Genomic DNA, 25,089 nt, shown 5'->3' on the forward strand with positions numbered 1-25,089 from the left:
CTTTGGCTGGACGGCATGACGCGGCGTTGAGGGCCGGGGAAAACGTAGACAGGGGATCTTCGGTGCCGCTCAGTTACCTTCTTCAGTTGGAACACGCTCGCCTGCCGATGCACGTGACGGACGCGCAGGACGTGCGACGCGTTTCCGTCCTGAAAGCAACCGGCCTGATCGAGGCCGCCATCGACCCTGCTTTCGACACCGGGGGCAGCTACAGGCTGGCGCAGGCGGCGCTGGTGGTCTGCATCACCGACGAGGGGCACGCCGAGATCGACAACCTGCGCGGTCGCAACGCCAGCAACACCGACGCACCACCGAAGCCGGCACGCATGGGCATCGAACCGCTGCACTACCTGCGCATGATCGAGCGTTCGACATTCCCGCTTCGCGTGGACGACGCGCAGGAGATCAACTGCATCGAGGCGCTGAAGCAGGCCGGGTTCGTCGACGCGGCGATCAGCCCGGTGCTGGCGTGGAAGGAGAGCCGCGAGCCGCAGGAGCTGGCGGTGATCCGGCGCATCACGCCGTTCGGGCGGGCTCAGCTGGCGCGGGGCACCAGCTAGTTTCGCGGTGTCCAGTTATAGGAGGGAGTCGACGCCGATCGCCCCTCCTGTTTGTATACATATGCGCCCACCCTATGCCTTTCGGCCTCCCCCATCGACGGGCTGCCTATTCAACAGGCAACGTGGTGGGAAGCCACGCCAATCCTCGCTTCGCCTCTGCGCCTCCACCCACAACTCACAGAGTTGTCCACAGAAAAATCTAACAAGTCATCAAACCGTCAAACAGATGTCGTCGCAACGTAACCTTTGAACTGCTCGCGCAGCTTGGTCTTCAGCAGCTTGCCGGTGGCTGTATGCGGCAGCGTGTCGACGAAGACCACGTCTTCCGGTAGCCACCACTTCACGACGCGCTGTGCAAGGAAAGTGAGCAGTTCCTCGCGCGTGACTTCGACACCCGCACGCTTCACCACGATGAGCAGCGGACGCTCCTGCCACTTCGGATGCGCGATGCCGATCACCGCCGCTTCGGCCACTGCCGGGTGCATGCTCGCGGCGTTCTCCAGGTCGATGGAAGAAATCCATTCGCCGCCCGATTTGATGACGTCCTTCGCGCGGTCGACCAGTTGCACGTAGCCGTCTTCGTCGATGTTGGCGACGTCGCCTGTCGGGAAGAAGCCCTCGGCGTCGAGCGCCGGGCCGCCCTCGCTCTTGAAGTAGCCGCTCGCAATCCACGGGCCGCGCACGTGCAGATGGCCGAAGGCCTTGCCGTCGTGCGGCAGGCGCTGGCCGTCCTCGCCGACGATCTTCAACTCCACGCCCCACACGCCACGGCCCTGGCGCATCTTCACGCGCATCTGCTCTTCCTTCGGCATCGACAGGTGCTTGGGCAGCAGGTTGCCGATCACGCCGATGGGGCTGGTCTCGGTCATGCCCCAGCCCTGCACGAAGTCGGCGCCGAAGTCGCGCTCGAAGCGTTCGATCATGCTGCGCGGCGTGGCCGCACCACCCACGCCGATGCGCTTGAGGCCGATGGCGCGCGTGTCGATTTCGGGGTGCGCGTCGAAGTACTGGAACAGCATGAGCCAGATGGTCGGCACGGCCTGCGAGAAGCCGACCTTCTCGTCGCGCATCAGCTCGTACAGGCTCTGGCCGTCCATGTGCGGGCCGGGCATGACGAGCTTCATGCCGGTCATCGCGGCCGCATAAGGCATGCCCCATGCGTTGGCGTGGAACATGGGCACCGCGAGCAGCAGCGTCATCTGCGAGTTGACGCCGAAGGTGTCGGGCGCGCATTCCATCAGCGAGTGCAGCACCGTGGAGCGATGCGAATACAGCACGCCCTTCGGATTACCGGTGGTGCCCGAGGTGTAGCAAAGCGACGAGGCGGTGCGTTCGTCGAACTCGGGCCAGGCGTAGGTCTCGTTCTGCGCGCCGATGAGCTCGTCGTAGCACAGCAGGTTGGGCACGTCGATGGTGGGCATGTGGGCACGGTCGGTCATCGCGATGAAGGCGCGCACCGACTTCAGGCCGGGGGCGAGCTTCTCGACCAGCGGAGCGAAGTTGGCATCGAAGAACAGCACCTTGTCTTCGGCGTGGTTGACGATGTAGTCGATCTGCTCCGGAAATAGCCGCGGGTTCACCGTGTGCAGCACCGCACCCGAACCCGACACGCCGAAGTACAGCGCCAGGTGGCGGTACGTGTTCCACGCGAGCGTGCCCACGCGGTCGCCGGGTTCGATGCCCAGCGTCTTCAGCGCGTTGGCCACCTGCTTGGCGCGGCGCTGTATCTCCGCGTAGTTGGTGCGATGCACCGGCCCCTCCACCGTGCGACCCACGACTTCGGCATGCGGGTGGAAGGTGGCTGCGTGGTCGATGAGCGACGAGATCAGCAGCGGGCGGTCTTGCATCAATCCGAACATGTTTTGTCTCCTGTACGCTGGGGCGATGCTAGGCAGCCGCCACTCGGCGCCGCATCGTCGGAACGGACGATTGAGGTCGTTCGAGGGTTGCCCCTAGCATGGCCCTTCAAGAGGACTTTTGCATGAACGTTCAGGACGCCATCGCCACCCGCCGCTCGGTGCGCGACTTTCTCGACACGCCGGTGCCCGGCGATGTCATCCGCCGCGTCGTCGAGCAGGCGCTGCGCGCGCCTTCGGGCGGCAACCTGCAGCCGTGGCACCTGCATGTGGTGGGTGGAGAAAAACTCGCCGAGCTCAAGGCGATCATGCGCACGCGCGTGCAGGAGGCGCCCACCGGCGAAGGCAGCGAGTACGACATCTACCCGCGCGAGCTTGTCGCGCCATACCGCGACCGCCGCTTCGCCGTGGGCGAGGCGATGTATGCGCGGCTGGGCATTCCCCGCGAAGACAAGGCCGCGCGCCGCGAATGGTTTGCGCGCAACTACCAGTTCTTCGGCGCGCCGCTCGCGCTGTTCTGCAGCGTCGACCGCCGCATGGGCCCGCCGCAGTGGTCCGACCTGGGGATGATGCTGCAGAACGTGATGCTGCTGCTGCGCGGAGAAGGGCTCGACAGCTGCCCGCAGGAGTGCTGGGCGATCTACCCGCAGACCATCGGCCAGTTCATCGCGCTGCCGCCCGAACGCATGCTGTTCACGGGCATGTCCATCGGCTATGCCGACCGCAGCCGACCGCTCGATGCGCTGGTGACCGAGCGCGCGCCGCTGGCCGACGTGGCCGAGTTCGTCGGCATCTGAATTCACCGGAGGGAACGGATCGTGCTTGATGATGCGGCATGCTCATCGCACAGATCTCCGACCCCCACATCCGCCCCGCCGGCCAGCTCTACCAGGGCGTGGCCGACTCGAACCGCATGTTCGAGGAAGCCATCGACCACCTGCACGCGCTCGACCGCAAGCCCGACCTGGTGCTGCTGACCGGTGACCTCGTCGACGAAGGCAAGCCCGAGGAATACGCACAGGTGCGGCACCTGCTCGCGAAGCTGACGATTCCGTACCTCGTGATTCCCGGCAACCACGACCACCGCGAGAACTTTCGTGCGGCCTTCGCGGACCATGCATACCTGCCGGCCGAAGGCGCGCTGCACTACTGCATCGACGACCATGCGGTGCGTATCGTGGCGCTGGACTCGTGCATTCCCGGCCTTCACCATGGCGGCATCGATGCGCAAGGATTGGAGTGGCTGCGGCGCACGCTCGAAGCCGACCGCATCAAGCCGACGCTGCTGATGCTGCATCACCCGCCCTTCGTGAGCGGCATTCCCTACATGGATACGTACCGCTACATGGACACGGCGCCGCTCGAGGCCATCGTGCGCGGCGCCCCCAACATCGAGCTGGTGCTGTGCGGCCACGTGCACCGCACCATGCTGCGGCGCTGGGCGGGCACGGTCGTGTGTTCATGCCCGAGCAGCACGACCGAGATCGCGCTGCAGCTGGCCGCCGATGCGGCGCCGGCCTCCTACATGGGCCGGCCCGGCTGCATGCTGCATCTGTGGGACGAGGTGCACGGCATGGTGAGCCATGTGAGCCACATCGGGAAGATGCAAGGGCCTTATCCGTTTGCGTGAGGCTGAAGCTCAGCATCTCTTCAGGCAGAGCGGACAGAATCCGGCAAATCGACAAGGAGACGTGATGCAAAAGCAGCCCTACTGGTTTCCCGCCAAGCGCTACGGCTGGGGCTGGGGCCTGCCCAACTGCTGGCAAGGCTGGGCGGTGATGGCCGCGTACGGCCTGCTGGTGGTGACGGCTGTGTTGTCCATCCGCCCCGAACGGGAACCCCTGCTGTTTTTCGCGGCCCTCATGGGGCTGACCATCGCGCTCGTCGCCGTCTGCTGGATCAAGGGCGAGCCACCGCGCTGGCGCTGGGGCGAAAAGTAGTCAACGGCCATCCAGTCATGCCACAGGAACGCACCCTCCTCTACACCGGACACGAGTTCACGGTCGAGCACGTGCGCTCCCACGCGCAGCAAGGGCCTGACTGGAGCATCCCCTACACGCTGGAATCGCGGCGCATCATCTTCCCGGTGGGCCGCACGGTGCTAGATGTGCGCACGGGCAACGGCACCTGGCTGGTCGACGGGCTCACCGCCATGCAGTTCTGCGACGCCATGGTCTATCAACTGCGGCCGGTGGTGCATGCAGCCCGACACAGCATGGTCGTCAGTCGGCACCGGCCGTCTCGCGCAGATGCGGCGCCGGTGTTTTGCCTGCTTTCACCACGGTCGCTGTACCGGGTTCACGCGGCGCAGCGGCAACTGCGTGCGGGCGATGCCGGTGCCGATGCCATCGCTTCACTGGTCGATGAACTCGGCATGTCGCGCCGGCAACTGCCGCTGACGGGTGCGGTCATGCGCGCGAAGCGGCTGCTCGCGGAAACCGCCGACCGGGAGGCGAAGCTCCCGATGCGCGAAGTGGCCGACGCAGTCTCGCGCTCGCCATTCCATCTGGCACGCAGCTTCCGGCAGCAGACTGGCCTGAGCCTTCATCAGTACCGCCAGCATCTGCGGCTCGCAGTAGCCATGGAGCGGCTCGTCGATGGCGACAGCGACCTCGCGGGCATCGCGCACGACCTCGGCTATTGCAGCCAGAGCCACCTGGGCGCGGTGTTCCGCCGCGAGGTGGGCGTGACGCTGGGCGAAGCCCGCCGCGTGCTCGCCGGCAGCGCACGAATTTGATAGCCGCCGCGCGGCGCGGTCGCGAGACTCGCCGCGATGATGGATCGCAATCTTTCCGCCGGCCTGCTCGCCGCGCTGACCGCAGCCTTCATCGGCAGCGCCTGGCAACTCGTTTCGCGCCACGGCGTGACCACCACGCTTGGGCCGATGGAACTGGCGCTGATGCGCTACGGCATCCCCGCACTGCTGCTCGCGCCGCTGTGGTTCGGCAGCAAGCGCATCGCGCCGAAGGCCTCGCGGCTGGTGCTCGCGCTCCTCGTCATCGGCGGCGGCCTGCCCTTCGGGCTGCTGGTGCTGGCCGGCGCGCAATGGGCGCCCGCGAGCCACATGGGCATCTTCATGGCAGGCAGCCTGCCGCTCTTCACCGCCATTGGCGCGTGGCTTCACAAGGGGCAGAAGGTCGAGGGCGCCAGGCTTGTTGGGCTGGCCTGCATTGCCATCGGCATGGCGCTGTTCGCTGCGGGGAGCTTTCGCGGCGGCTCGCTCGACTGGCGCGGTGATCTGCTCTTCCTTGCGGCGGCCATGCTGTGGGCCATGCATTCGCTCGCGTTCGCGCACTGCGGACTCACGCCGTGGCAGGGCGCAGCGTTCGTGAACGGGTGGTCGGCGCTGACGCTTTTGCCTGTGCTGCTGATCGTCGGTGCACCGCAGCTGCTCAGCGCGCCATGGCCCGATATCGCGCTGCAAGCCACGACGCAAGGCGTGGTCGCGGGAGTGCTTGGGCTGGTGGTCTACATGGTGGCCGTCGCGCGGCTCGGCGCGCCGCGCGCGTCGCTGTCGGCGGCGCTGGTGCCGGTGCTGACCACGCTGGGCGCGGCGGTCTGGATGAACGAACCGATCACCGGTGCGGTGCTTCTGGCCCTGGCGCTGGTGGTGCCGGGGATCGTGCTGGCGAGCGGTGCGGTCCGGCGGTGACAACGACCCTCAGGCAGCCGCAATCACCTGATCCCGCCCCATCGCCTTCGCGCGATACAGCGCCGCATCGGCCAGCGCCAGCACATCGTCGACGCCAGTGCTGCCCGTGCCGCTCTCGCTGGCCGCCACGCCTATGCTCACCGCCATCGAGCCGACAGCGGCCATCGGCGAATCGGCCGGGAACGGTTCGTCGATGTTCTGCTTGAGGCGCGCGGCGATCTCCATCGCCTCGGCCTTGCCGACATCGGGCAGCAGCACCACGAACTCTTCGCCGCCGTAGCGCCCCAGCAGGCCCTTGTCGCCGATGGCGCGCTGCATGCGGCCGACGGCCTCGCGCAGCACCGCGTCGCCCATCTGGTGGCCGAAGCGGTCGTTGATGTCCTTGAAGTGGTCAAGGTCCACCATCAGCAGCGCCATGCGCCGGCGGCCCGAGGTAAACACGGCGCCACATGCATCCAGCACCGCACGACGGTTGAGCGCACCGGTGAGCGGGTCGCGCGTGGCCAGGTATTCGAACTCAGTGTGCACCCGGTCGGTGGCCATGAGGATGACGGCGATGGACAGCAGCAGCACGGTGAACGAGTACATGCTGATGTAGAGCGCCTGGATCCATGTGCCGTCCATCAGGCTGCTGCCAGCCAGCCCCGCCACTACCGACACGAAGCGCAGGCCGGCCACCAGCGCCTGCGCCAGCAGCAGCCCGATCATCAGCCGCTTGCCGAACACCCCGCCCTCGTGGCGCATGTACAGCTGGGCGTGGAAGAAAAACAGCGCCGACACCGCCAGGGTAATGAGCAGCAGGCGGGTCTCGAAGTCGGGCTTCACGCTGCTGAACCAGAACATGGCCAGCGCCAGGCAGCCGTTCAGCACCGTCCAGCCCCGGGTGTCGCGCCGCCCGAGCAGGAATTTCTGGCTGCCCGCGTAGTACAGGATGCAGGCCTGGTACAGCACGAAGTTGGCGACGACGATCGTGAGGAAGTCCGGAAAGAAGCCGCGCGCCGCAAACAGCATGGTGCTCACGAACGCCATGAGCGGCGCCTGGGACCACTCGTCCAGCCCCTGGATGGTGGCCGGGTAGCTGCGCCGCATGAAGAACATCACGAGCGCCATCACCACGCCCATGAGCCCCGCAAGAATGATGACGGAGCGGGGATCGAGGATGGCTGGCAGGGCGCCCATGGGGCCCGATTATGTTGGCATCGCCGATCCGGGCGCCCCGCAGCGCGGGCGCGCCGCGCTCAGAGCCGCTCGACGATGGTCACGTTGGCCATGCCGCCGCCTTCGCACATGGTCTGCAGGCCGTAGCGCTTGCCGCGCTGGCCGAGCGCGTGGACCAGCGTGGTCATCAGCTTGGTGCCCGAGGCGCCAAGCGGATGACCCAGCGCGATCGCGCCGCCGTTCACGTTCAGCCGGGCCGGGTCGGCGCCCAGCGCCTGCAGCCAGGCCAGCGGCACCGGTGCGAAGGCCTCGTTGACTTCGTACAGGTCGATGTCCTCGATCTTCATGCCTGCCTTCTTCAGCGCACGCTGCGTGGCGGGCAGCGGTGCCTCCAGCATGATCACCGGGTCGTGGCCCATCACGCTCATGTGGTGGATGCGCGCGAGCGGCTTCACGCCCAGCATCTTCAGGCCGCGCTCGTTCACCACCAGCAGGCCGCTGGCGCCGTCGCAGATCTGGCTGGCGGTGGCGGCGGTGCAGCGCCCACCTTCGGCAATGAGCTTGACGGCCGCGATGCTCTCCAGCGTGGCGTCGTAGCGGATGCCCTCGTCGGTGGTGTGCAGCTCGCCGGGCTCGGTGCCGTCGGCCATGCGCACCGCAATCGGCACGATCTCGCGCTCGAAGAGGCCGGCCTGGGTGGCGGCAATGGCGCGCCTGTGGCTTTCCAGCGCATAGCGGTCGAGCTCGTCTTTCTCGATGCCGTAGTTCCTGGCGATCATCTCGGCGCCGGTGAACTGGCTGAACTGGATGTCGGGGTAACGTTGCGCCATGAGCGGGCTCACGTAGAAGCCCAGGCCATTCTTCAGCGGCAGCGTACTGGGCATGCCCATCGGCACGCGCGTCATGCTTTCCACACCGGCGGCGATCACGATGTCCATGCTGCCCGACATCACGGCCTGCGCCGCGAAGTGCAGCGCCTGCTGCGACGAGCCGCACTGGCGGTCGACCGAAGTGGCCGGCACCGATTCGGGCAGCTTCGACGCCAGCACCGCGTTGCGCGCAATATTGGAAGACTGCTCGCCGGCCTGGTCGACGCAGCCCATGATGACGTCCTCGACCAGCGCGGGGTCGGCGTCGGTGCGCTCCACCAGGGCGTTGAGCACCTGCGCGGCGAGGTCGGCCGGGTGCCAGCCGGCAAGGCGGCCGTTGCGGCGGCCTCCGGCGGTGCGTGCGGCGGCGACGATGAATGCTTCGGGCATGGAAATTCTCCGGTTGCGTGATCAGTACGGCAGATCGGAGCATTGTTGATGCCGCACCGCGGCGCGGCGTCGTCGGAACGGACGGTTTTGGGTACCCCTACTTCGCGGAGAGTGACGCCGAGGTCGGAATCCAGACTTCGACGGTGCGGTTGCTCGGCTTGAGTCGGGGGGACAGCGGCTCCACAGACCAATTGGCATCGCGGCGCAGCGCGTAGGCGCAACCGATCGATGCCTTGTCGTGATAGCGCACCGTGGGTTGGCTCACCTGCCTCGGCGGCGGGAGGTTGTTCTTGCGCGCCGACTCCGTGACGTTCTCGATCGGAGGCACGCTGGCGCCCATGCCCTGCCAACCCTCACGATAGGTGCGTGCGGCGTCTCTCTGGCTGCCGTCGTAAATCTGGATGTAGACCTGCACGCCCTTGCAGATTTCACTCTTCGGGCCCTCGCTGCCAGACGTCGCCGCAGGTGCCGAGGTGGCTCGCGCCGTCACGGCAGCAGCCGGTGCAAGCGGCGCGGCGGGAGGTGGCGCGGCGGAAGGCGGCGATGCGGCAGGTACAGCCGGGGCGGGCGCGGAAGCCGCCGGCGCGGGCGGCGGCGCCGGAACCGGTGCATTCACGGGAGGAGCACCCACCGCCGGCGGAGCCCCGGCTGGCTTCGTCTCTACCGTGGGACACGCGCGACGCTCACCAAGACCGTCCGATTTCGACGCTCCTGCATCCTTCCCGGACGGCGAAGCGCTCTGATCGCCAGCCTCTCCGTAATCCGTCAGATAGTGATTACGGGCCACAAGCAATTCGGCACGGAAAGAACTGCAAAGGTGCATGCCATCGAGCGGCGCCGCGGCCGAATAGTCATAACCCCAATAGCGCGGCAGCGGCTCCTTGGCGACCTTGTCCGGCCCCTGTTTGAGGCAGGCGGCAAGCCCGCTCTGCGCCTCCGGATGCTCCGCCTCCACAAGCCCCTTGCAAGCGCGAGAAAAGACATAAGGCACCACCTTGCTGCACTCGGCGAGGGTGTCTGCGTAGATGCGCTTGGCCAGCTCGGAGCGCTTGAACCAGTCCACCTCACCGGCCGGGCACAGCGTGTCCGCGGTCTTGAGAAGCTCGCTGGCCAGCGCCTCGAGCTGGGGAGCGACCTGCGTCGGCCTGGCATTCGCAGGAAGAGCCGCGGGCAGCTTGCTCCAGAGATCGCTCAGTTCATCGAGCGCCTTGCGCTCCCTGTCCACGCGGCTGGCGCTCCCCACCTTCACGCTGTCGATCGCCTGCCACGCGGACACCCCCAGCGTCGCCGCCGCGCCCAGCCCGATCGACGCGCCCACCGCCGTGGCGCCCACGCTGCCGATGATGCGCCCGCGCGCCGTTTTTTCGTCGCCGTTCAGCGCAGCGCCCGACAGGGCCACCGAGCAGTCGTCCGGCACGAAATGCGCCGGTTCGTGCTTGACGCAGTCCGCGCGCAGAGCTTCGATGAATGCCGGGCTCAGGTCCTGCGCCAGGACCTGCCCGAGCCGGAAGTAGCTCTCCCATTGCGCTTCCGAGAAGAACTGGTCGGCGGTCGTTTCCTGGGGAAAGGTTGGCGCTGCCCGCTTGAAGTTCTGAAGATCGATGGGCAGGCCCTTGCACATGTTCGGCTTGACGATCAGCAGGATTCCGCGCTCCCGCGTCAGCTTCGGCCCGACCTCCACAACTCCGTCCCTGTCGGCGTAGTTGATCCGGGCCACCGCCAGGCAGGCATTGCTCGCGTTCGAGGCCAGCTCCTGCAGCGAGCCGAATGCGTGCAGCGCACCGTAGAAGCCCGAGGGCTCCGACGCCAGCCCTCGCGGAACCTCGCCCGGCAGTGCCCGCCGGGGCCGCAGGAACTCGATGTCGGCCTGCAAGTCGATGCGTGCCTTGCGCACCAGGTTTTCGACATCGCCGAAGGTGTAGTCGGGGTCGGCTCCGCAATCCACCACGACGATGACTTCCGCGCGCTCCGAGAGCAACGCGTAGGCGCCGGTGTTCTCGAAATGCCCGCCATCGGTCATGAACCAGTCGCGGCCTTCCTTGCCCTCGAAGATCGCCAGCGTCTCGCGCATCAGGCCCCACGACTTGGTCAGGAAATCCGACCAATGCTTCTTGTCTTTCTCCGGCTGGCGCCACCAGTAGCCCAGCCGCACGCCCGCGAACACGAGCAGCGCAGCCACGCCGCCGCGCGTGAGCTTGCCCAGGCCCGGTGCCACGGCGGCACCCGACACGGCCATCCAGCTGCCGAGCGTCATCGGCGTGTCGCTGCCTTTCAGCTCCTTCCACTCTTCCTGCCCCACTCGCATGAGGCCGCCCGATGCCACGGTCAACGACAGGCCGCGGCGGTCCTGGTTGAAGAGCTGCCCCCTCGGGTCCTTGGTCTGGTTGAGGCACACATTGAGCAGGTGGACCGGTCCTCCTGAGGCCTGCGGCTTGTAGTGCGCAAGATCGGCGTCATCGTCCGCAACGATGGTGTTGACCGAGGCGGTGTCCAGGTTCGGCGGGAACACCGCCGGCACGGAGTCCAACGCCCCCAGAACCCCGTACGCGCCCTGCGCCGAAGGCTGGCCGAAACGCTGCGCGTTGGCCGCACCCAGATAGCTGCGGATCAGCCGTGCCCGGTAGAAGGCATGCAACGACGAGAGGTTCAGGAACGCCGGCGTCTTGCCCGTGCACCAGAGATAGCTCACGACCGGCACCAGCAGCAGCCCCCAGATGCGCCATGCATCGGAAAAAGCCAGGTCCTGGCGCGGCACGAACAGCCCGCCGAGCACGGCCTTGTACACCAGCGACACCCACCACGCGAACAGCAGGAAGGCCAGCAAATAGCCCAGCAGATGCGCAATGGCCATGAGGGCCTTCGACGTCGACCGCCCCGGCACCAGGTTCGACGCCAGCGGCAGCACCACACGCAACACTGCCGCTGCCATCGCGAGATAAATGCCCGCGCTCGCCAGCCCGATCTGCTGGAACGCCACATGCCATGCGAGCCGATCGGCCAGCCCGACCGCCAGCACGACGATCAGCACGCGAAAACTGAAGGCGAGCTTGTTCGTCAGGAGGTTCCGCGCCTTGTCGGGCTGTGGCTGGTGGGTGCCGCGGTCCTCGGACTCCGTCAACACGCCATCCGCCAGACGCACGGCAAAGAACCAGACGGCGATCAGCACGCCGAAACCGCTCCAGAGAAAGTTCCTGAGATCGTCGCCGGTCTCGCTGCGGATATCTCCGAATGTCAGGCCCAGCCCGAGCAGCAGGGCACTCGCGACAAGCACGCCCAGGCAGATCCTCCAGACGCCGCCTTGCTGGCGCGTGGCCGCCACCCACGGCACGGCCCAATATGCCGACGCATGGACCAGCACGAACACCCCGACCACCGGCAGCGCCAACCAGACCACCGGCGTCCACGACGGCAGCCACTCGGCCAGCCACTGAAAGTAGCCCGCGATGCCGGGCAGATACCCCACTTCCGCCATGCCCCACCAGACCACCAGATTCAGCGCTGCAAGCGCGAGCCCCGCCAGCACGGACACCAGGCCCAGCTCCACGTGCACACCGAGCAGGTTGCGCAGGTACAGCGCCACCGCGAAGGTGCGATCGAGCGGCCCGCGCGGAATCAGGTAGCGACCGTTGGCGCGCAGCCACCAGATGAACCAGCTCGACCCTGCCTTGCCGACTTCGTCCTGGATGCGATCGAGATCCGCGCGATTGCGCGCCCGGCTGAAGAGCCGCCCGAGCATGGAGGCGGCATAGCCGCCGCCCGACACCGAAGACATCAGGTCGAAGCGCAGCAACGCCCCTCGCCGCGCGAGCGCGCTGAAGACGCCGAGGCAGAAGGTTGCGCTGCGGATGCCACCACCCGAAAGCGCAAGCCCCCACTTTTGGGTCGAACCTGTCAAGGCGGGGTCGCCCAGCGCGGCACGGCGCCTGGTCACCTCTTCGTCGATAGCGCTCATCGAATTCCCCTCCAGTGGCACCTGGTGCGGCCGATGCGTCGGCCGGCCATGCTGCCTCTGGCTGCGAATTCAATCGGAAGGTGCGCGCCTGCACATCCCCCATAAGAGGTATGTCCGTGCGCGAGCGTGCGGAGGGTCGAACCGCTCAGCGCGGCGCCATGCGGATGGCGCCATCGAGCCGCACGCTTTCGCCATTGAAGTAGCCGTTGGTGATCATCAGCTCCGCCAGCGTCGCGTATTCCGCCGGGTTGCCCAGCCGCTTGGGGAATGGCACCGACGCCGCCAGCGCGGCCTTCACGTTGTCGGGCGCGCCCTGCAGCAGCGGCGTGTCGAAGATGCCCGGCAGGATGGTGTTCACGCGGATGCCCTCGCTCATGAGGTCGCGCGCAATCGGCAGCGTCATGCCGACGATGCCGGCCTTCGACGCGGTGTAGGCCGCCTGGCCCATCTGGCCGTCCTGCGCCGCCACCGAGGCGGTGTTGACGATGGCGCCGCGCTCGCCGTCCTGCAGCATGTCGAGCGTGAGCATGCCGGCCGCCGACTTGGCGATGCAGCGGAAAGTGCCGACCAGGTTGATCTGGATGATGCGGTCGAAATTCGCGAGCGGAAAGTGCTTGATCTCGCCGGTGGCCTTGTCGCGGCTCGCGGTCTTCACCGCGTTGCCGGTGCCGGCGCAGTTGACGAGCACGCGCTCCTGGCCGTGCGCCGCGCGTGCCTTGGCGAAGGCCGCGTCGACCTGCTCTTCGGAGGTGACGTCGACCTTGCAGAAGACGCCGCCCAGCTCTTTGGCCAAGGCCTCGCCCTGCTCGGCGTTGAGATCGAACAGCGCGACCTTCACGCCGTGGCTGGCAAGGCGGCGCGCGGTGGCGGCGCCGAGCCCCGAGGCGCCGCCGGTGACGACGGCTGCAATGCTGGAATCGAGTTGCATCTGCTGGTGTCCTTGAGGTGTCTTGACGGGTTTGTCCACAGCCAGTTTAGGAAGCAGAATCAGCCGCACACATCGTCGGAAACGACGGGATTTCAGCAGCACCGCATGCAGTCCCCCACACCCCGGATTCTCGAAACCAAGCTCAACCCCCCGGCCTTCGTCGCCACGCAGGTGCTGCGCACCGCTATCAGCGAGGAGATCGCCTCGGCAGCCGTGAAGCTGGTGCTCGTGCGGGCGCCGGCCGGCTTCGGCAAGACGACAGCCATGGCGCAGATTCGCGAGCGCATGGAGGCGCAGGGCATTGCCACCGCGTGGCTCACGCTGGACCGTGCCGACAACGACGTATCGCGTTTTCTCGCCTGCCTGGCCGAGGCCGTGCAGCGCCTGGGTGTGGAAGAGCCGCTCGCCAATGCGCCCTTCGATGCTGTGGCCGCGCTGGCCGCGCACGACTCGCCTTTCACGCTGTTTCTCGACGACTTCGAAAGAGTGCAGGAGCCGGCCGTGCTGGGGCTGGTGCGCGAAATCATCGAGCACCTGCCGCGACGCGGGCAGATCGTGATCGGCTCGCGCAGCCTGCCCGACCTGGGCCTGGGGCGCCTGCGCGCGCGCGGCCAGCTGATGGAGATCGACACCGACCGCCTGCGCTTCAGCCTCGAAGAAACCAGCGCCTTCTTCAGCCTGCGCCAAGTGCAGGCAACCCAGGCGTTGCCGGCCGACATGCTGTCGCAGCTGCACCGCAAGACCGAAGGCTGGGTGGCCGCGATCTGGCTCGCGTCGATGGCGCTGGAGCGGCATGGCACCACGAGCGGTTTTGTCGAACGCTTTTCAGGCTCAGACCGCGCCGTGGCCGACTACCTGGCCGAAGACGTGCTCGCGCACCAGCCGCAGGAGATACGCGACTTTCTGCTGCGCACCAGCATCCTGCGGCAGCTCGACGCGTCGGTGTGCCAGGCGCTGTGCCCGCGCGTGGACTGCGCGGCCATCCTCGAACGGCTGGCCGCATCGAACCTGTTCGTCACGCCCGTGAGCGGCGACGGCGATGCATGGCGCTATCACAGCCTGTTTGCCGACTTCCTGCGCGCGCAGCTGGCGCGCGAGCAGCCCGGCGAGCTGGAGCGCCTGCACCTGGCGGCGGCGGGCTGGTACGAAGCGCACGACCGCCCCGTGCCTGCCATCGACCATGCCATCGAAGGCGGCGACCACCCGTATGCGCTGACCCTGCTCGACAGCTACGCGACGCAGTTCCTCGAACAGGGCCGCATGCGCATGCTGGCGCGCTGGTTCTCGGCCATACCCGAGCATCAGCTGCGCGAACACCCGTTCCTGCAGCCCATCTCGCTCTGGGCCACCTGCTTCACCCATGGCCCGTGGGACGCGATGCGGCAGCTCGAGCAGTCGGGCTGCCTCGACAGCCCCATTGCCGAAGTGCGCGCCAGCGCCCACACGCTGGTGCCCCTGCTGCTGGCCATGCAGGACCGGCACGACGAGGCCTACGAAGCCGGCCGCCCGAGCCTGGCGCGCCTGCCCACCGGCCTGGCCTTTGCCGACAGCGTGCTGCTCAACGCCATGTCCCACATCCTGGCCGTGCGCGGCGACCAGCAGGAAGCGCGGCGCCTGCTCGACGTGGCTCGGCGCGAGCAGGGCAACAGCACCTTCAACCGCATGTACACCGAGTCGCTGGCGGGCCTGTTCGACCTGCACGAAGGCCGGCTGCGGCAGGCCACCGCGCGGCTGCGCATGGCGGTCGATTCGACGCATGCGGTGTCCTACAACCACAGCCACGGCAATGCATGGGCCGGCGTGCTGTACGCGGGCGCCGTGTACGAGACCAACCAGCTCGTGCAGGCCGAGCACCTGCTGAACGTGTACCTGCCGCTGGCGCGCGACGTGGGCCTGCCCGACCACATGATCCTGAGCCATGTGATGCGCTCGCGCCTCGCCTTCCATGCGGGCGACATCGACGCAGCCTTCCAGGCCCTGACCGAGCTCGAATACCTGGGCCACCACCGGCAGCTGCCGCGCGTGGTGGCGGGCGCCAAGCTGGAGCGCTCGCGCATGCTGCTGCTGCAGGGCAACGGGCCCGCCTCGCACGACGAACTGCTGCGCGCCGACGACCCCGCGCTGTGGGAACGCGAGCAGCGGCAGCGCCTGCCCGCGCACGACCTCGACTACCTCGCGCTGGCGAAGGCACGCTGGGAGATCGCCTTCGGCGATGCGCGCGCGGCGCTGGGCGTGCTCGACGCGGAGCTGCACGCCGCGCTGGCCTCGGCCCGCAACCGGCGCGTGCTCAAGCTCAAGGTGCTGCGCGCGCTGGCGCTGCAGCGTGTCGGCGACGTGGCCGCCGCCGTCGACGAATTCGGCGAAGTGCTGCAGACGGCAAGCCAGGAAGGGTTCATGCGGCTGATCCTCGACGAAGGGCCGGCCGTGGGAATGCTGGTGCATCGGTATGCGGCGGCGCAGCATGAGGGCGCGCGCAGCAGCAGCACCAACGACCCGATCCTGGCGGATCATCTGCAACGGCTGCTGCAAGCCGTGGGACCGGCGGTAGCAGGCGAAGCGGAGGCGCCGACCGGCGACAACGCCATGAAGGAGCCGCTGACGCGCAAGGAAATCCGCGTGCTGCAGTTGCTGGCCGAGGGCTACTCGAACAACGCGATGGCGGAGAAGCTGTTCGTGTCGGACAGCACGGTGCGCACGCACCTGCGCAACATCAACATGAAGCTGGACGCGAAGAGCCGGACGCAGGCCGTGGCAATCGCGCGCAGGCTCGGGGTGATCAGGTAGCGGCCTGCCCGGCTCTCGATGTAGAACTTTGTTCTTCAGGCGTGACTTCGGCAGTCACGATTACTACGGATTCCGGTGATACCCCGGCCGCCTCGCAATCCCTAGCATCCCTCTCAGGAACCGCGCCTTCCGAACGCTGCGGTACCGCAAGCAACAGAGAGCGACGCAAGCCGAAGCCACCATGCCCAAAGGTATTCCCAACCCCGCCGCCATGTATGGCATCTACCCTCGTGCCTGGGGCTTCGAGGTGTCGATCGTGCGCAATGGCACGCGCTACTACAAGCAGTTCGGCCGCGCCAGCTACGGCGGCGAGGAGCAGGCGCTGCTGCAGGCACAGAACTGGCGCGACGGCGTGGTGCGCAGCGTGCCGCCGGTGCCGCGGCGCACCCGGGCCGAGAAGCTGCGGATCAACAACACCACCGGCGTGTCCGGCGTCTTCTGCCAGGTCGCCTCGGGCGGCAGGGTGCGCGCCTGGGTTGCCAAGACCTACATCGGGCAGGACGAGATCCTGCGCACCGACTTTCCCGTGAACCTGGTGGGCGAGGCCGCGCAGGCGCTGGCCATCGAGGAGCGTGAGCGACAGCTGGAGCGCATGGCCGGGCTGGCAAAGCTGCATCCGGCCGAGGAAACGATCCGCAAGAGCCCGCCGGCCAGCCACTCCGAACTGCTGGCGCCCAAGCGCTCGAAGTCCGAGATCAGGCGCAGCACCAATTCCAGCGGCGTGAGCGGCGTGCATTTCAAGGCCCCCAATCCGGGCCACCCGGGCTACTGGCTCGCCATTACCTACACCGCGGGCAAGGGCAGCGTGAGCAAGGCCTTCTCCATCAAGGAGCACGGGCCCGAGAAGGCCAAGCTGCTGGCCATCGAGGAGCGCGAGCGCCAGCTCGAGCAGAAGCTGATGCCGAAAACCTCCACCGCCGACTTGCTCGTCATTCCCTTCCGGCAGGAGACCCGGCAGACCACCCAGGCCGCCGCCGAGGCGAGGCCGCAGCAGTGAGAGTGCAGCCCCTCGGGACCGGCCTCGTTCGCGCGAGGGCCGGTGAAAATGCACGCCCTATCCCCGGTGCTGTTCCCGGCGCTATCCCCCGCTTTGTCCCGGGCATGACCGCTTCCGCGGAATCGTCATGGCGCTTCGGCCAAAATAGCTGCGAAATGCGCGCGCCGATGAGCGACGAGCAGATCGGGGAGCCCATCAGACTCAGTAAAACTGAGCGCAAAAGTAGCAGCATCACGTCGAGAATGCCCAAAGGTATCCCCAACCCGGCAGCCATGTACGGCATCTACTCCAGGTCCTGGGGTTTCGAAGTTTCCATCGTTCGCAACGGCGTTCGCCATCACAGGCTGTTCGGCAAGGCCAGCTATGGCGGCGCGGAACAGGCCCTGCTCCACGCGCAGGACTGGCGCGACTTCATCGTGCGCAGCGTGCCGCCGCAGGCGCGCCGCGAGCGGGCCGAAAAACACCGCACCAACAACAGCACCGGCGTGACGGGCGTGTTCCACCATCTTGCGCCGGGCGGCCGTGTGCGGGCGTGGATGGCCAAGACCTACATCGCGCCCGACGAAATTCTTCGCACCGACTTCTCCGTCGCGGACCTGGGCGACGACGCGCAGGCGCTGGCGATCCAGGAGCGCGCGCAGCAGCTCAAGCGCATGACGGGACTGGCGCGCATACACCCGGCCGAGGAGGCGATCCGCATGGGGCTGTCGGCCCATCCGCCCGGGCCGCGCACGGCAAAGCGCTCGAAATCCGAGATCACCCGGCGCAACAACACCAGCGGCGTGAGCGGCGTGCACTTCAAGACGCCCAACCCCAGCCATCCCGGCTACTGGCTGGCCATTACCTACAGCACAGGCAAGGGCAGCGTGAGCAAGGCGTTCTCGGTGAAGGTGCACGGCGCCGAAATGGCCAAGAGCCTGGCCATCGCCGAGCGGACAAGTCAGCTCGCCGAGAAGCTGCGCGCCGAAGAAGAAGCTGCGGCCCAGCCAGCCTCGCAGCGCAAGCCGCGCGCACGGGCGGCGGCATCCAGCGCCAAGCGGAACAACGGATGAAGGCTCTGCACGAAACCGGCTTCGCCGAAGCGGCGAAGCCCGAAAGCTGCTGCGTGCGCGGAGCGGCCCACCCATGACACACAAGCAGCTCCACCAGTTGCTGCGCGTGGCCTCGCACCTGCTGGACCAGGCCGCAGCGGATGTGCGGGCCACCGGCCTCGACCCCGTGGACGAGAACATCCAGCGCATCGGCCGCGCGCTGATCGAGGTGATCGAAGTGCAGCGGCAGATCTACGCCGCGCAGCCCGAACTGCAGCCCAAGTCGCTGGCCGCGTCGGCGCGCGAGAACGATGCCAACCGGCTCTTCACCCAGTTCACGCTGGAAGCGCTGGAGCTGGAAGACGCGGGCCACACCGACGCGGCGCGCGAGAAGTACACGCAGTTCATCGGCCTCTCGCCGTCGTACCCCCACCGCGAGATTGCACGGGCGGAGATCCGGCGGCTGTCCTGACGATGCTGATGAATACGTCGCCAAGGCTCACAGCGCCCTGGCGATCACTTCCTTCATGATCTCGTTGGTGCCGCCGTAAATGCGCTGCACCCGGGCGTCGGCGTACATGCGCGCCACCATGTACTCGTTCATGAAGCCGTAGCCGCCGAAGAGCTGCAGGCACTCGTCGATCACGCGGCCCTGCGCCTCCGAGCCCCAGAGCTTGGCCATCGAGGCGGTGGCGGTGTCGAGCCTGCCGGCCACGAGGTCTTCCACGCAGCGGTCGATGAAGGCGCGGCCCACCTTGATCTGCGTGGCGATCTCGGCCAGCTTGAACCTGGTGTTCTGGAACTCGGCGATCGGCTTGCCGAAGGCCTTGCGGTCGCGCACGTAGTCGAGCGTGGCCTGGTAGGCGCCTTCCATGGTGGCGAGCGCGCTCAGGCCGATGATGGTGCGCTCGTAAGGCAGGTCGCTCATGAGCTGGAAGAAGCCCTGCCCTTCCACGCCGCCCAGCAGCGCATCGGCGGACACGCGCACGTCGTCGAAGAAAAGCTCGGAGGTGTCCTGCGCCTTCATGCCGATCTTGTCGAGCACGCGGCCCACTCGAAAGCCCTTGCAGCCCTCGGTCTCGACGATGAGGATCGACGTGCCCTTCGCGCCCTGCGTTGGGTCGGTCTTGGCCACCACCAGCACCACGCCGGCGAGAAAGCCGTTGGTGATGAAGGTCTTGGAGCCGTTGATGAGGTAGCCGCCGTCCTTCCCGTCCTTCGTTTTCTCGGCGCGGGTGCGCACGCCCTGCAGGTCGGAGCCCGCGCCGGGCTCGGTCATGGCGATGGCTCCTACCAGTTCGCCGCGCGCCATGCGCGGCAGATAGTGGAGCTTCTGCGCCTCGGTGCCGTGGTTGAGGAAGTAGTGCGCCACGATGGCGTGCACCGAAGTTGCCATGCCGGTGAGCGCACGGCGCGACATCTCCTCGTAGACCACGGCCTCGTGGCGGAAGTCGCCGCCGGCGCCGCCGTATTCCTCGGGAATGTCGGCGCACAGCAGGCCCAGGGCGCCGGCCTTGCGCCACACCTCGTGCCCCACGTGGCCGCGCTTGCGGGCTTCCTCGTCGTGCGGGAGCACTTCGGTCTCGACGAAGCGCACCACGTTGTCGCGGTACAGCTCCAGGTCTTCGTCGCTCCAGGAGCGGCGGAAATCGATGGACATGTTGTCTTCCTTGGTTTGTTGTCTTGCTGTCTTCGGGCGCTCAGCCGACGCGGCGCTCCCTGCCGGCCCAGAAGGGTTCGCGCAGCTGGAACTTCTGCAGCTTGCCGGCCGCCGAGAGCGGCAGCGCGTCGCGGAACTCCACGCTGCGCGGACACTTGTAGCTGGCAATGTGGTCGCGGCAGTGGGCGATGACGGCCTCTGCCTCCAGCGCCATGCCTTCGCGCCGCACGATCACCGCATGCACGCGCTCGCCCCACTTGTCGTCGGGCACGCCGATCACGGCGGACATCAGCACCTGCGGCATCTGCGCGATGGCGTTCTCGACCTCGGCCGAATACACGTTCTCGCCGCCGCTCACGATCATGTCCTTCATGCGGTCGACCACGTACACGAAGCCCTGCTCGTCCATGTAGCCGCCGTCGCCGGTGTGCATCCAGCCGCCGCGCAATGCGGCCTCGGTCTGCTCGGGCTTGTTCCAGTAGCCCTTCATGACCATGGGGCCGCGCGCGACGATCTCGCCGACCTGGCCGTGGGGCAGCTCGTTGTCTTCGCCGTCGACGATGCGCACTTCGGCAATGGAAATCGGCGTGCCCGCCGAGCGCAGCAGGCGCTCGCGGTCGGGCCCCGGCTGATGGCAGTGCGGCGGCAGCGCGGTGACGACGGGCGACAGCTCGGTCATGCCGTACACCTGCGCGAACGCGGTGCCCGGAAAGGCGCGCATGGCCTGGTCGAGCAGCGCTGCGTCGATGGGCGCCGCGCCGTACGACAGCAGGCGCAGGCTGGACAGGTCGAACTCGGCGAAACGCGGATGCTCGATCACGCGCTTGATCATGGTCGGCACCAGGAACATCTCGGTGATGCGCGCTGACTGCAAGGTCTGCAGCACGGCCAGTTCGTCGAACATCGGCACCACGTGCACCGGCATCTGCCGCAACAGGCTCTGCAACGCCACGCCGCAGCCGGCCACGTGGAACATGGGCGCCGCGACGATGGCGGCGGCGTCGTGCGTGTCGCGCGGCAATGCGGCCACCGTGCCCAGCGCATTGATGCACAGGCTGCCGTGCGTGAGCATCACGCCCTTGGGCTGGCCGGTGGTGCCGCCGGTGTACATGATGGCGGCGAGCTCGTCGCCGCTGTGCGATGCGTCGTCGATGGGCTGCGCTTGCGCCAGCAGCGCCTCGTAGCCGGCCATGCCTTCGGGCACGACGCCGTCGCCGCAATAGACCACAGTGCGCAGCGACTTCGACAGCTGGCGCAGCGCGGGCACCATGGGCGCGAAGAGGTCGTCGACCAGCAGGATGCGGGTGTCGCAGTCGTCGAGCGAGTACGCGACCTCCTTCGGGTTCCAGCGGATGTTGACCGGATTGATGACGCCGCCGCCCCACCAGGTGCCGAAGAAGTATTCGACGAAGCGGTGCGAGTTGAGGCTCATCATGCCGACGCGATCGCCACGCGCCATGCCGAGCTGCTTCAGCACGGCGCCCAGGCGCGCGACGCGGTCGGTGAAGGCGCCGAAGTCCAGGCGCGTGTTGCCGCAGACCACGGCGGTGGCTTTGGCGTTTTCGCGGCGGCCTTTGAGCAGGGGTTGGGTGAGGAACATGCGGGGCTCTTTCAGGCGCCGCACAGGGGCGCGATGGCATCCGCTGCCACTCCCCAGCGGCGCAGCATGGTGGGGCCGTCGTCGCGCGCCGTGGCCGGCGGCACCACGGGCGCGGTGCGGCTGAAGCGCGGCGCGGGCGCGGGCTGCACCACGCCGCCCACGTTGGCGAAGGTGCCGCGCGCCACGTTGTGCGGGTGCTCCGGGGCCTCGTCCCAGTCGAGCACGGGCGCGAAGCAGGCGTCGCTGCCTTCGAGCAGCACGCACCACTCGTCGCGCGTGCGGGTGCGGAACACGTCGGCCATGCGCAGCTTGAGCAGCGGCCAGCGGTCGGCGTCCATCTGTGCGTCGAAGGCGGTGTCGTCGGCGATGCCGCAGCGCTCGCGCATGAGCGCGTAGAACTGCGGCTCGATGGCGCCCACGGCCACGTACTTGCCGTCGGCGCAGGCGTAGGTGTCGTAGAAGTGCGCGCCGCCGTCGAGCATGTTCTCGCCACGCTGGTTGCTCCACTGGCCGGCCGACTTGAATCCGTACATCATGGCCGACAGCAGTGCCGCGCCATCGGTCATGGCGGCATCGACCACCTGGCCCTGACCGGAGTTCTTCGCCTCGTGCAGCGCGGCAAGGATGCCGAAGGCCAGCAGCATCGCGCCGCCGCCGAAGTCGCCCACGTAGTTCAGCGGCGGCACCGGCGGCTCGCCCGCGCGGCCGATGGCGTGCAGCGCGCCGCTGATGGCGATGTAGTTGATGTCATGGCCTGCCGCATGCGCCAGCGGGCCGTGCTGGCCCCAGCCTGTCATGCGGCCGTAGACCAGCCGCGGGTTGCGCGCATGGCATTCGGTAGGGCCTAGGCCGAGACGCTCCATCACGCCGGGGCGAAAGCCCTCGATGAGCACGTCGGCTTTCCCGATGGCGTCGAGCACGGATTGCGCCGCGCCTTCCGCGCGCAGGTCGACCTGCAGCGTGCTGCGCCCGCGCGCGAGGATGTCGTGCGGCGCGGTGCGCGTGCCGGGGCGCTCGATGCGGACCACCTCCGCGCCCATGTCGGCGAACAGCATCGCGCAGAAGGGCCCGGGGCCGATGCCCGCCATCTCGATCACCCGAAGGCCTTGCAGTGGACCTGCCATGGTCTGTCTCCTGTGTGTGGAGGCATCTTGGCGCGGGGGCGGCGGGGCTGCATCGTCCAAAGCGACGAATGCGGCCCGTTCGCCATATCTACGTTGCGGCGGTGCGCAGCTTCGCGACGCGGCGCAGATGCCACGCGGGCGGGCCGAACTGGCCTTCGATGAGCGTGGCGCGGCGCACGTAGTGGCCGACCGCCAGCTCCTCCGTCATGCCCATGCCGCCGTGCAGCTGCACCGCTCCCTGCCCCACGGCTTTGCAGGCCTTGGCGGCTGCGACCTTGGCGGAAGACACGGCACGGGCGCGTTCGTTGTCTCCGGCTGTGTCGATGTATTCACCAACGCTCGCCGTGAGCGCCGCCGCCTGCTCCAGCGCCATGTACATGTCGGCCAGGCGGTGCTGCAGCACCTGGAAGCTGGAGATCGGCACGCCGAACTGCTTGCGCTGGCGCACGTAGTCGAGCGTGTCGCGCATCAGGCGGCGCATGACACCGATGGACTCGGCGCAGACGGCGAGCGTGGCTTCGTCGAGCGCCCGTTCGATCTGCGACAGCGCGCTGCCCTCGGCGCCGAGTAGCGCTTCAGCGGGCAGGCGCACGTCGTCGAAGGCGATGTCGGCGGCGCGGCCGCCGTCGCGGGTCGGGTAGACGCGCAGGCGCACGCCGGCTGTGTCTCTGGGCACGACGAGCAGCGAGAGGCCGGCACTGCTGCGCGCGCTCACGATGAAGTGGCTGGCCCATGGCGCGGCGTGCACCACGGCCTTGCGGCCGTTCAGGCGAAAGCCGTTGCCGTCGCACGCGAGTTCGGTCTGCACGTCAGCGCGGTCGTGCCGGCTCTGCGGCTCTCCGTGTGCGAAGGCGAGCATGGCCTGGCCCGCAACGACGCGTTTGAGCAGCGCATCGGCCAGCGCGCCGGGGTGGCGCTGCAGCAGGCCCGCGCCGATCACCATCGTCGACAGATACGGCTCGGCAGCGAGCGCGCCGCCCAGCGTTTCCATCATCGCAAGGTGCGCGGCCATGCCACCGCCCAGACCGCCCTGCGACTCGGGCAGCGCCGCGCCCAGCAGGTCGAGCTCGGTGGCCAGGCCCTGCCAGAACGGCGGTGGCGCATCGTCGGCCTTGCGCAGCGCGTACAGCCGCTGCTCGAAGCCGTGGTTGTCGTCGAGGTAGCGCGCGAGGCTGTCGCGCAGCATCGCGAGGGTTTCGTCCTGTTCGGTGAGGGTGCTCATGGAAGAACCTCAGTTCGCCAGCAGGTGAGCCGCGACGATGTTGCGCTGCACTTCGTTGGAACCCGCGTAGATGGAAGCCGCGCGGTCGTTGAGGTAGGCCGACATCGAGAACACGGCGTCTTCGGGAATAGGCAGCTCGCCATGCAAGCCGTCGTCCAGCGGCAGGTCGGCGGCGGCGTAGTGCGCGGCGATTTCGACGCCGAGTTCGGTCAGCCGCTGGCGCAACTCTGAGCCCAGCACCTTGCCCATCGATGGGCGGATGCCCGGCTGCTCGCCGCGGGCCTGCGCGCGCAGCGATTGAAGCTCGGTAGCTTCGAGGGCGTCGATGGCGCACTCGGCTTCGGCCAGGCGCAGGGCCATGTCGTCGGCTTCGTGTGCGTCGCCGCCAGAAGCTGAAAAGGCCGCTTCCGCCGCGGCAGTCAGCCGGCGCAGACGCGCGCGCAGCATCGGCGCCCATGCGCCGCCGCGCTCGTGCTGCAGCAGGTACTTGGCGATGGTCCAGCCCTGGTTTTCCTCACCGATGAGCCCGTCGGCCGGCACGCGCACGTCGTCGAAAAACACCTGGTTCAACTCGTGGTCGCCCGAGATGCTGATGATCGGCCGGATGGTGATGCCCGGCGCGGGAATGTCGAAGCACAGGAAGCTGATGCCCTGCTGCGGCTTGCCGCCGGAGGTGGTGCGCACGAGGCAGAACATGCGGTTGGCGTACTGCGCGTGGGTGGTCCAGATCTTGGTGCCGTTGATGACGTAGTGATCACCGTCGCGCACCGCCTTGCATTGCAGCGAGGCCAGGTCGGAGCCCGACTGCGGCTCCGAGTAGCCCTGGCACCAGTAGTCCTCGCCCGAGCGGATGCCGGGCAGCCACGCGCGCTTCTGCGCTTCGGTGCCGAAGGCGATGATCACCGGCGCGACCATGCCTGGGCCCATGGGTGCACGCGGCGGCGCATCGGCGGCGGCAAGCTCGGCCGCGAAAAGGTAGTGCTGCATCGGCGTCCAGCCGGTGCCGCCGTGCTCGACCGGCCAGTTCGGCACGCTCCAGCCGCGCTTTGCCAGCACGCGGTGCCAGCGGTTGCCATATTCGTAGTCGGTGAAGATGCCGGAGCAGCGCCGGCCCGCGGCACGCAGCTCGGGCGTCAGCTCACGCGCCAGGAAGTCTCGAACCTCGTCGCGGAATGCGGTCTCCGCCGCCGTGAGTGCCCAGGCCATGGTGTCTGTCGTCTCCTGCTGTCGGAATACACCGGCCGAGTGTGACGCCCCAGGAGGTTCAGCGGCATCGTCGGATCGGACGAACGTAGAGCCGCGCGCG

General features: G+C 67.9%; 20 protein-coding genes. 10 read left to right on the forward strand and 10 right to left on the reverse strand.

Annotation, left to right across the window (positions count from 1 at the left end; all coding sequences use genetic code 11):
• Nucleotides 1–86: 86 nt before the first annotated feature.
• Entirely contained in the window at nt 87–560 is a 474-nt protein-coding gene (locus tag ACSFCA_RS10000) for a hypothetical protein (protein WP_435459102.1), read from the forward strand.
• A 218-nt stretch (nt 561–778) separates the two neighbouring features.
• Here the strand turns inward: ACSFCA_RS10000 and ACSFCA_RS10005 are convergent, their stop codons facing one another.
• Nucleotides 779–2,419, reverse strand: coding sequence for a 3-(methylthio)propionyl-CoA ligase (locus ACSFCA_RS10005; protein WP_435459101.1), 1,641 nt, complete (start codon nt 2,417–2,419; stop codon nt 779–781).
• Between the two features lie 122 nt (nt 2,420–2,541).
• Here ACSFCA_RS10005 and ACSFCA_RS10010 point away from each other — a divergent pair, with 122 nt between their 5' ends.
• The 5 genes from ACSFCA_RS10010 (at nt 2,542) to ACSFCA_RS10030 (ending at nt 6,068) form a co-directional block, all read left to right on the forward strand.
• Nucleotides 2,542–3,213, forward strand: coding sequence for a nitroreductase (locus ACSFCA_RS10010; protein WP_258352861.1), 672 nt, complete (start codon nt 2,542–2,544; stop codon nt 3,211–3,213).
• A 38-nt stretch (nt 3,214–3,251) separates the two neighbouring features.
• Nucleotides 3,252–4,046: a phosphodiesterase gene (locus ACSFCA_RS10015; RefSeq protein ID WP_435459100.1), complete on the forward strand. Its 795-nt coding sequence runs from the start codon at nt 3,252–3,254 to the stop codon at nt 4,044–4,046.
• Between the two features lie 64 nt (nt 4,047–4,110).
• Nucleotides 4,111–4,356 carry a hypothetical protein gene (locus ACSFCA_RS10020; RefSeq protein WP_435459099.1) on the forward strand — a complete coding sequence of 82 codons (246 nt, stop codon included), beginning with the start codon at nt 4,111–4,113 and terminating at the stop codon, nt 4,354–4,356.
• 17 nt (nt 4,357–4,373) lie between these two features.
• Nucleotides 4,374–5,153 carry a helix-turn-helix domain-containing protein gene (locus tag ACSFCA_RS10025; protein ID WP_435459098.1) on the forward strand — a complete coding sequence of 260 codons (780 nt, stop codon included), beginning with the start codon at nt 4,374–4,376 and terminating at the stop codon, nt 5,151–5,153.
• Nucleotides 5,154–5,189: 36 nt separating this feature from the next.
• Nucleotides 5,190–6,068, forward strand: coding sequence for a DMT family transporter (locus tag ACSFCA_RS10030; protein ID WP_435459097.1), 879 nt, complete (start codon nt 5,190–5,192; stop codon nt 6,066–6,068).
• A gap of 9 nt (nt 6,069–6,077) precedes the next feature.
• On the opposite strand, the gene ACSFCA_RS10035 is transcribed toward ACSFCA_RS10030, so the two are convergent.
• From ACSFCA_RS10035 to ACSFCA_RS10050, 4 genes are all read right to left on the reverse strand, one after another.
• Complete coding sequence (locus tag ACSFCA_RS10035) at nt 6,078–7,247, reverse strand: GGDEF domain-containing protein (protein ID WP_435459096.1); 1,170 nt, start codon at nt 7,245–7,247, stop codon at nt 6,078–6,080.
• 59 nt (nt 7,248–7,306) lie between these two features.
• Nucleotides 7,307–8,485, reverse strand: coding sequence for an acetyl-CoA C-acetyltransferase (locus ACSFCA_RS10040; protein ID WP_435459095.1), 1,179 nt, complete (start codon nt 8,483–8,485; stop codon nt 7,307–7,309).
• A 97-nt stretch (nt 8,486–8,582) separates the two neighbouring features.
• Complete coding sequence (locus ACSFCA_RS10045) at nt 8,583–12,437, reverse strand: patatin-like phospholipase family protein (RefSeq protein ID WP_435459094.1); 3,855 nt, start codon at nt 12,435–12,437, stop codon at nt 8,583–8,585.
• A 145-nt stretch (nt 12,438–12,582) separates the two neighbouring features.
• A complete protein-coding gene (locus ACSFCA_RS10050; protein WP_093056669.1) occupies nt 12,583–13,365 on the reverse strand; it encodes an SDR family NAD(P)-dependent oxidoreductase in 783 nt (260 codons plus the stop codon).
• A 105-nt stretch (nt 13,366–13,470) separates the two neighbouring features.
• Between ACSFCA_RS10050 and ACSFCA_RS10055 the strand changes: the two genes are divergently transcribed.
• The 4 genes from ACSFCA_RS10055 to ACSFCA_RS10070 all read left to right on the forward strand — a co-directional run bounded on the left by ACSFCA_RS10055 (nt 13,471) and on the right by ACSFCA_RS10070 (nt 18,649).
• Entirely contained in the window at nt 13,471–16,149 is a 2,679-nt protein-coding gene (locus ACSFCA_RS10055; protein ID WP_435459093.1) for a winged helix-turn-helix domain-containing protein, read from the forward strand.
• A 181-nt stretch (nt 16,150–16,330) separates the two neighbouring features.
• On the forward strand, nt 16,331–17,146 hold the full coding sequence (locus ACSFCA_RS10060; RefSeq protein WP_435459092.1) for an AP2 domain-containing protein: 816 nt from the start codon (nt 16,331–16,333) through the stop codon (nt 17,144–17,146).
• Nucleotides 17,147–17,388: 242 nt separating this feature from the next.
• Complete coding sequence (locus ACSFCA_RS10065; RefSeq protein ID WP_258352852.1) at nt 17,389–18,198, forward strand: AP2 domain-containing protein; 810 nt, start codon at nt 17,389–17,391, stop codon at nt 18,196–18,198.
• A 73-nt stretch (nt 18,199–18,271) separates the two neighbouring features.
• Entirely contained in the window at nt 18,272–18,649 is a 378-nt protein-coding gene (locus tag ACSFCA_RS10070; protein ID WP_435459091.1) for a hypothetical protein, read from the forward strand.
• Between the two features lie 27 nt (nt 18,650–18,676).
• Here ACSFCA_RS10070 and ACSFCA_RS10075 read toward each other — a convergent pair whose 3' ends face one another.
• The 5 genes from ACSFCA_RS10075 to ACSFCA_RS10095 form a co-directional block, all read right to left on the reverse strand.
• Entirely contained in the window at nt 18,677–19,837 is a 1,161-nt protein-coding gene (locus ACSFCA_RS10075; RefSeq protein ID WP_435459090.1) for an acyl-CoA dehydrogenase family protein, read from the reverse strand.
• Between the two features lie 40 nt (nt 19,838–19,877).
• Nucleotides 19,878–21,437: a long-chain-fatty-acid--CoA ligase gene (locus ACSFCA_RS10080; protein WP_435459089.1), complete on the reverse strand. Its 1,560-nt coding sequence runs from the start codon at nt 21,435–21,437 to the stop codon at nt 19,878–19,880.
• A gap of 11 nt (nt 21,438–21,448) precedes the next feature.
• The gene (locus ACSFCA_RS10085) at nt 21,449–22,561 is read right to left on the reverse strand and encodes a CaiB/BaiF CoA transferase family protein (RefSeq protein WP_435459088.1); all 1,113 of its coding nucleotides are present in this window, start codon (nt 22,559–22,561) and stop codon (nt 21,449–21,451) included.
• 88 nt (nt 22,562–22,649) lie between these two features.
• On the reverse strand, nt 22,650–23,783 hold the full coding sequence (locus ACSFCA_RS10090) for an acyl-CoA dehydrogenase family protein (RefSeq protein ID WP_435459087.1): 1,134 nt from the start codon (nt 23,781–23,783) through the stop codon (nt 22,650–22,652).
• Between the two features lie 9 nt (nt 23,784–23,792).
• Entirely contained in the window at nt 23,793–24,989 is a 1,197-nt protein-coding gene (locus ACSFCA_RS10095) for an acyl-CoA dehydrogenase family protein (protein WP_435459086.1), read from the reverse strand.
• Nucleotides 24,990–25,089 lie beyond the last annotated feature (100 nt).

This window comes from Variovorax multivorans (assembly GCF_051216835.1).
Classification (GTDB): domain Bacteria; phylum Pseudomonadota; class Gammaproteobacteria; order Burkholderiales; family Burkholderiaceae_C; genus Variovorax.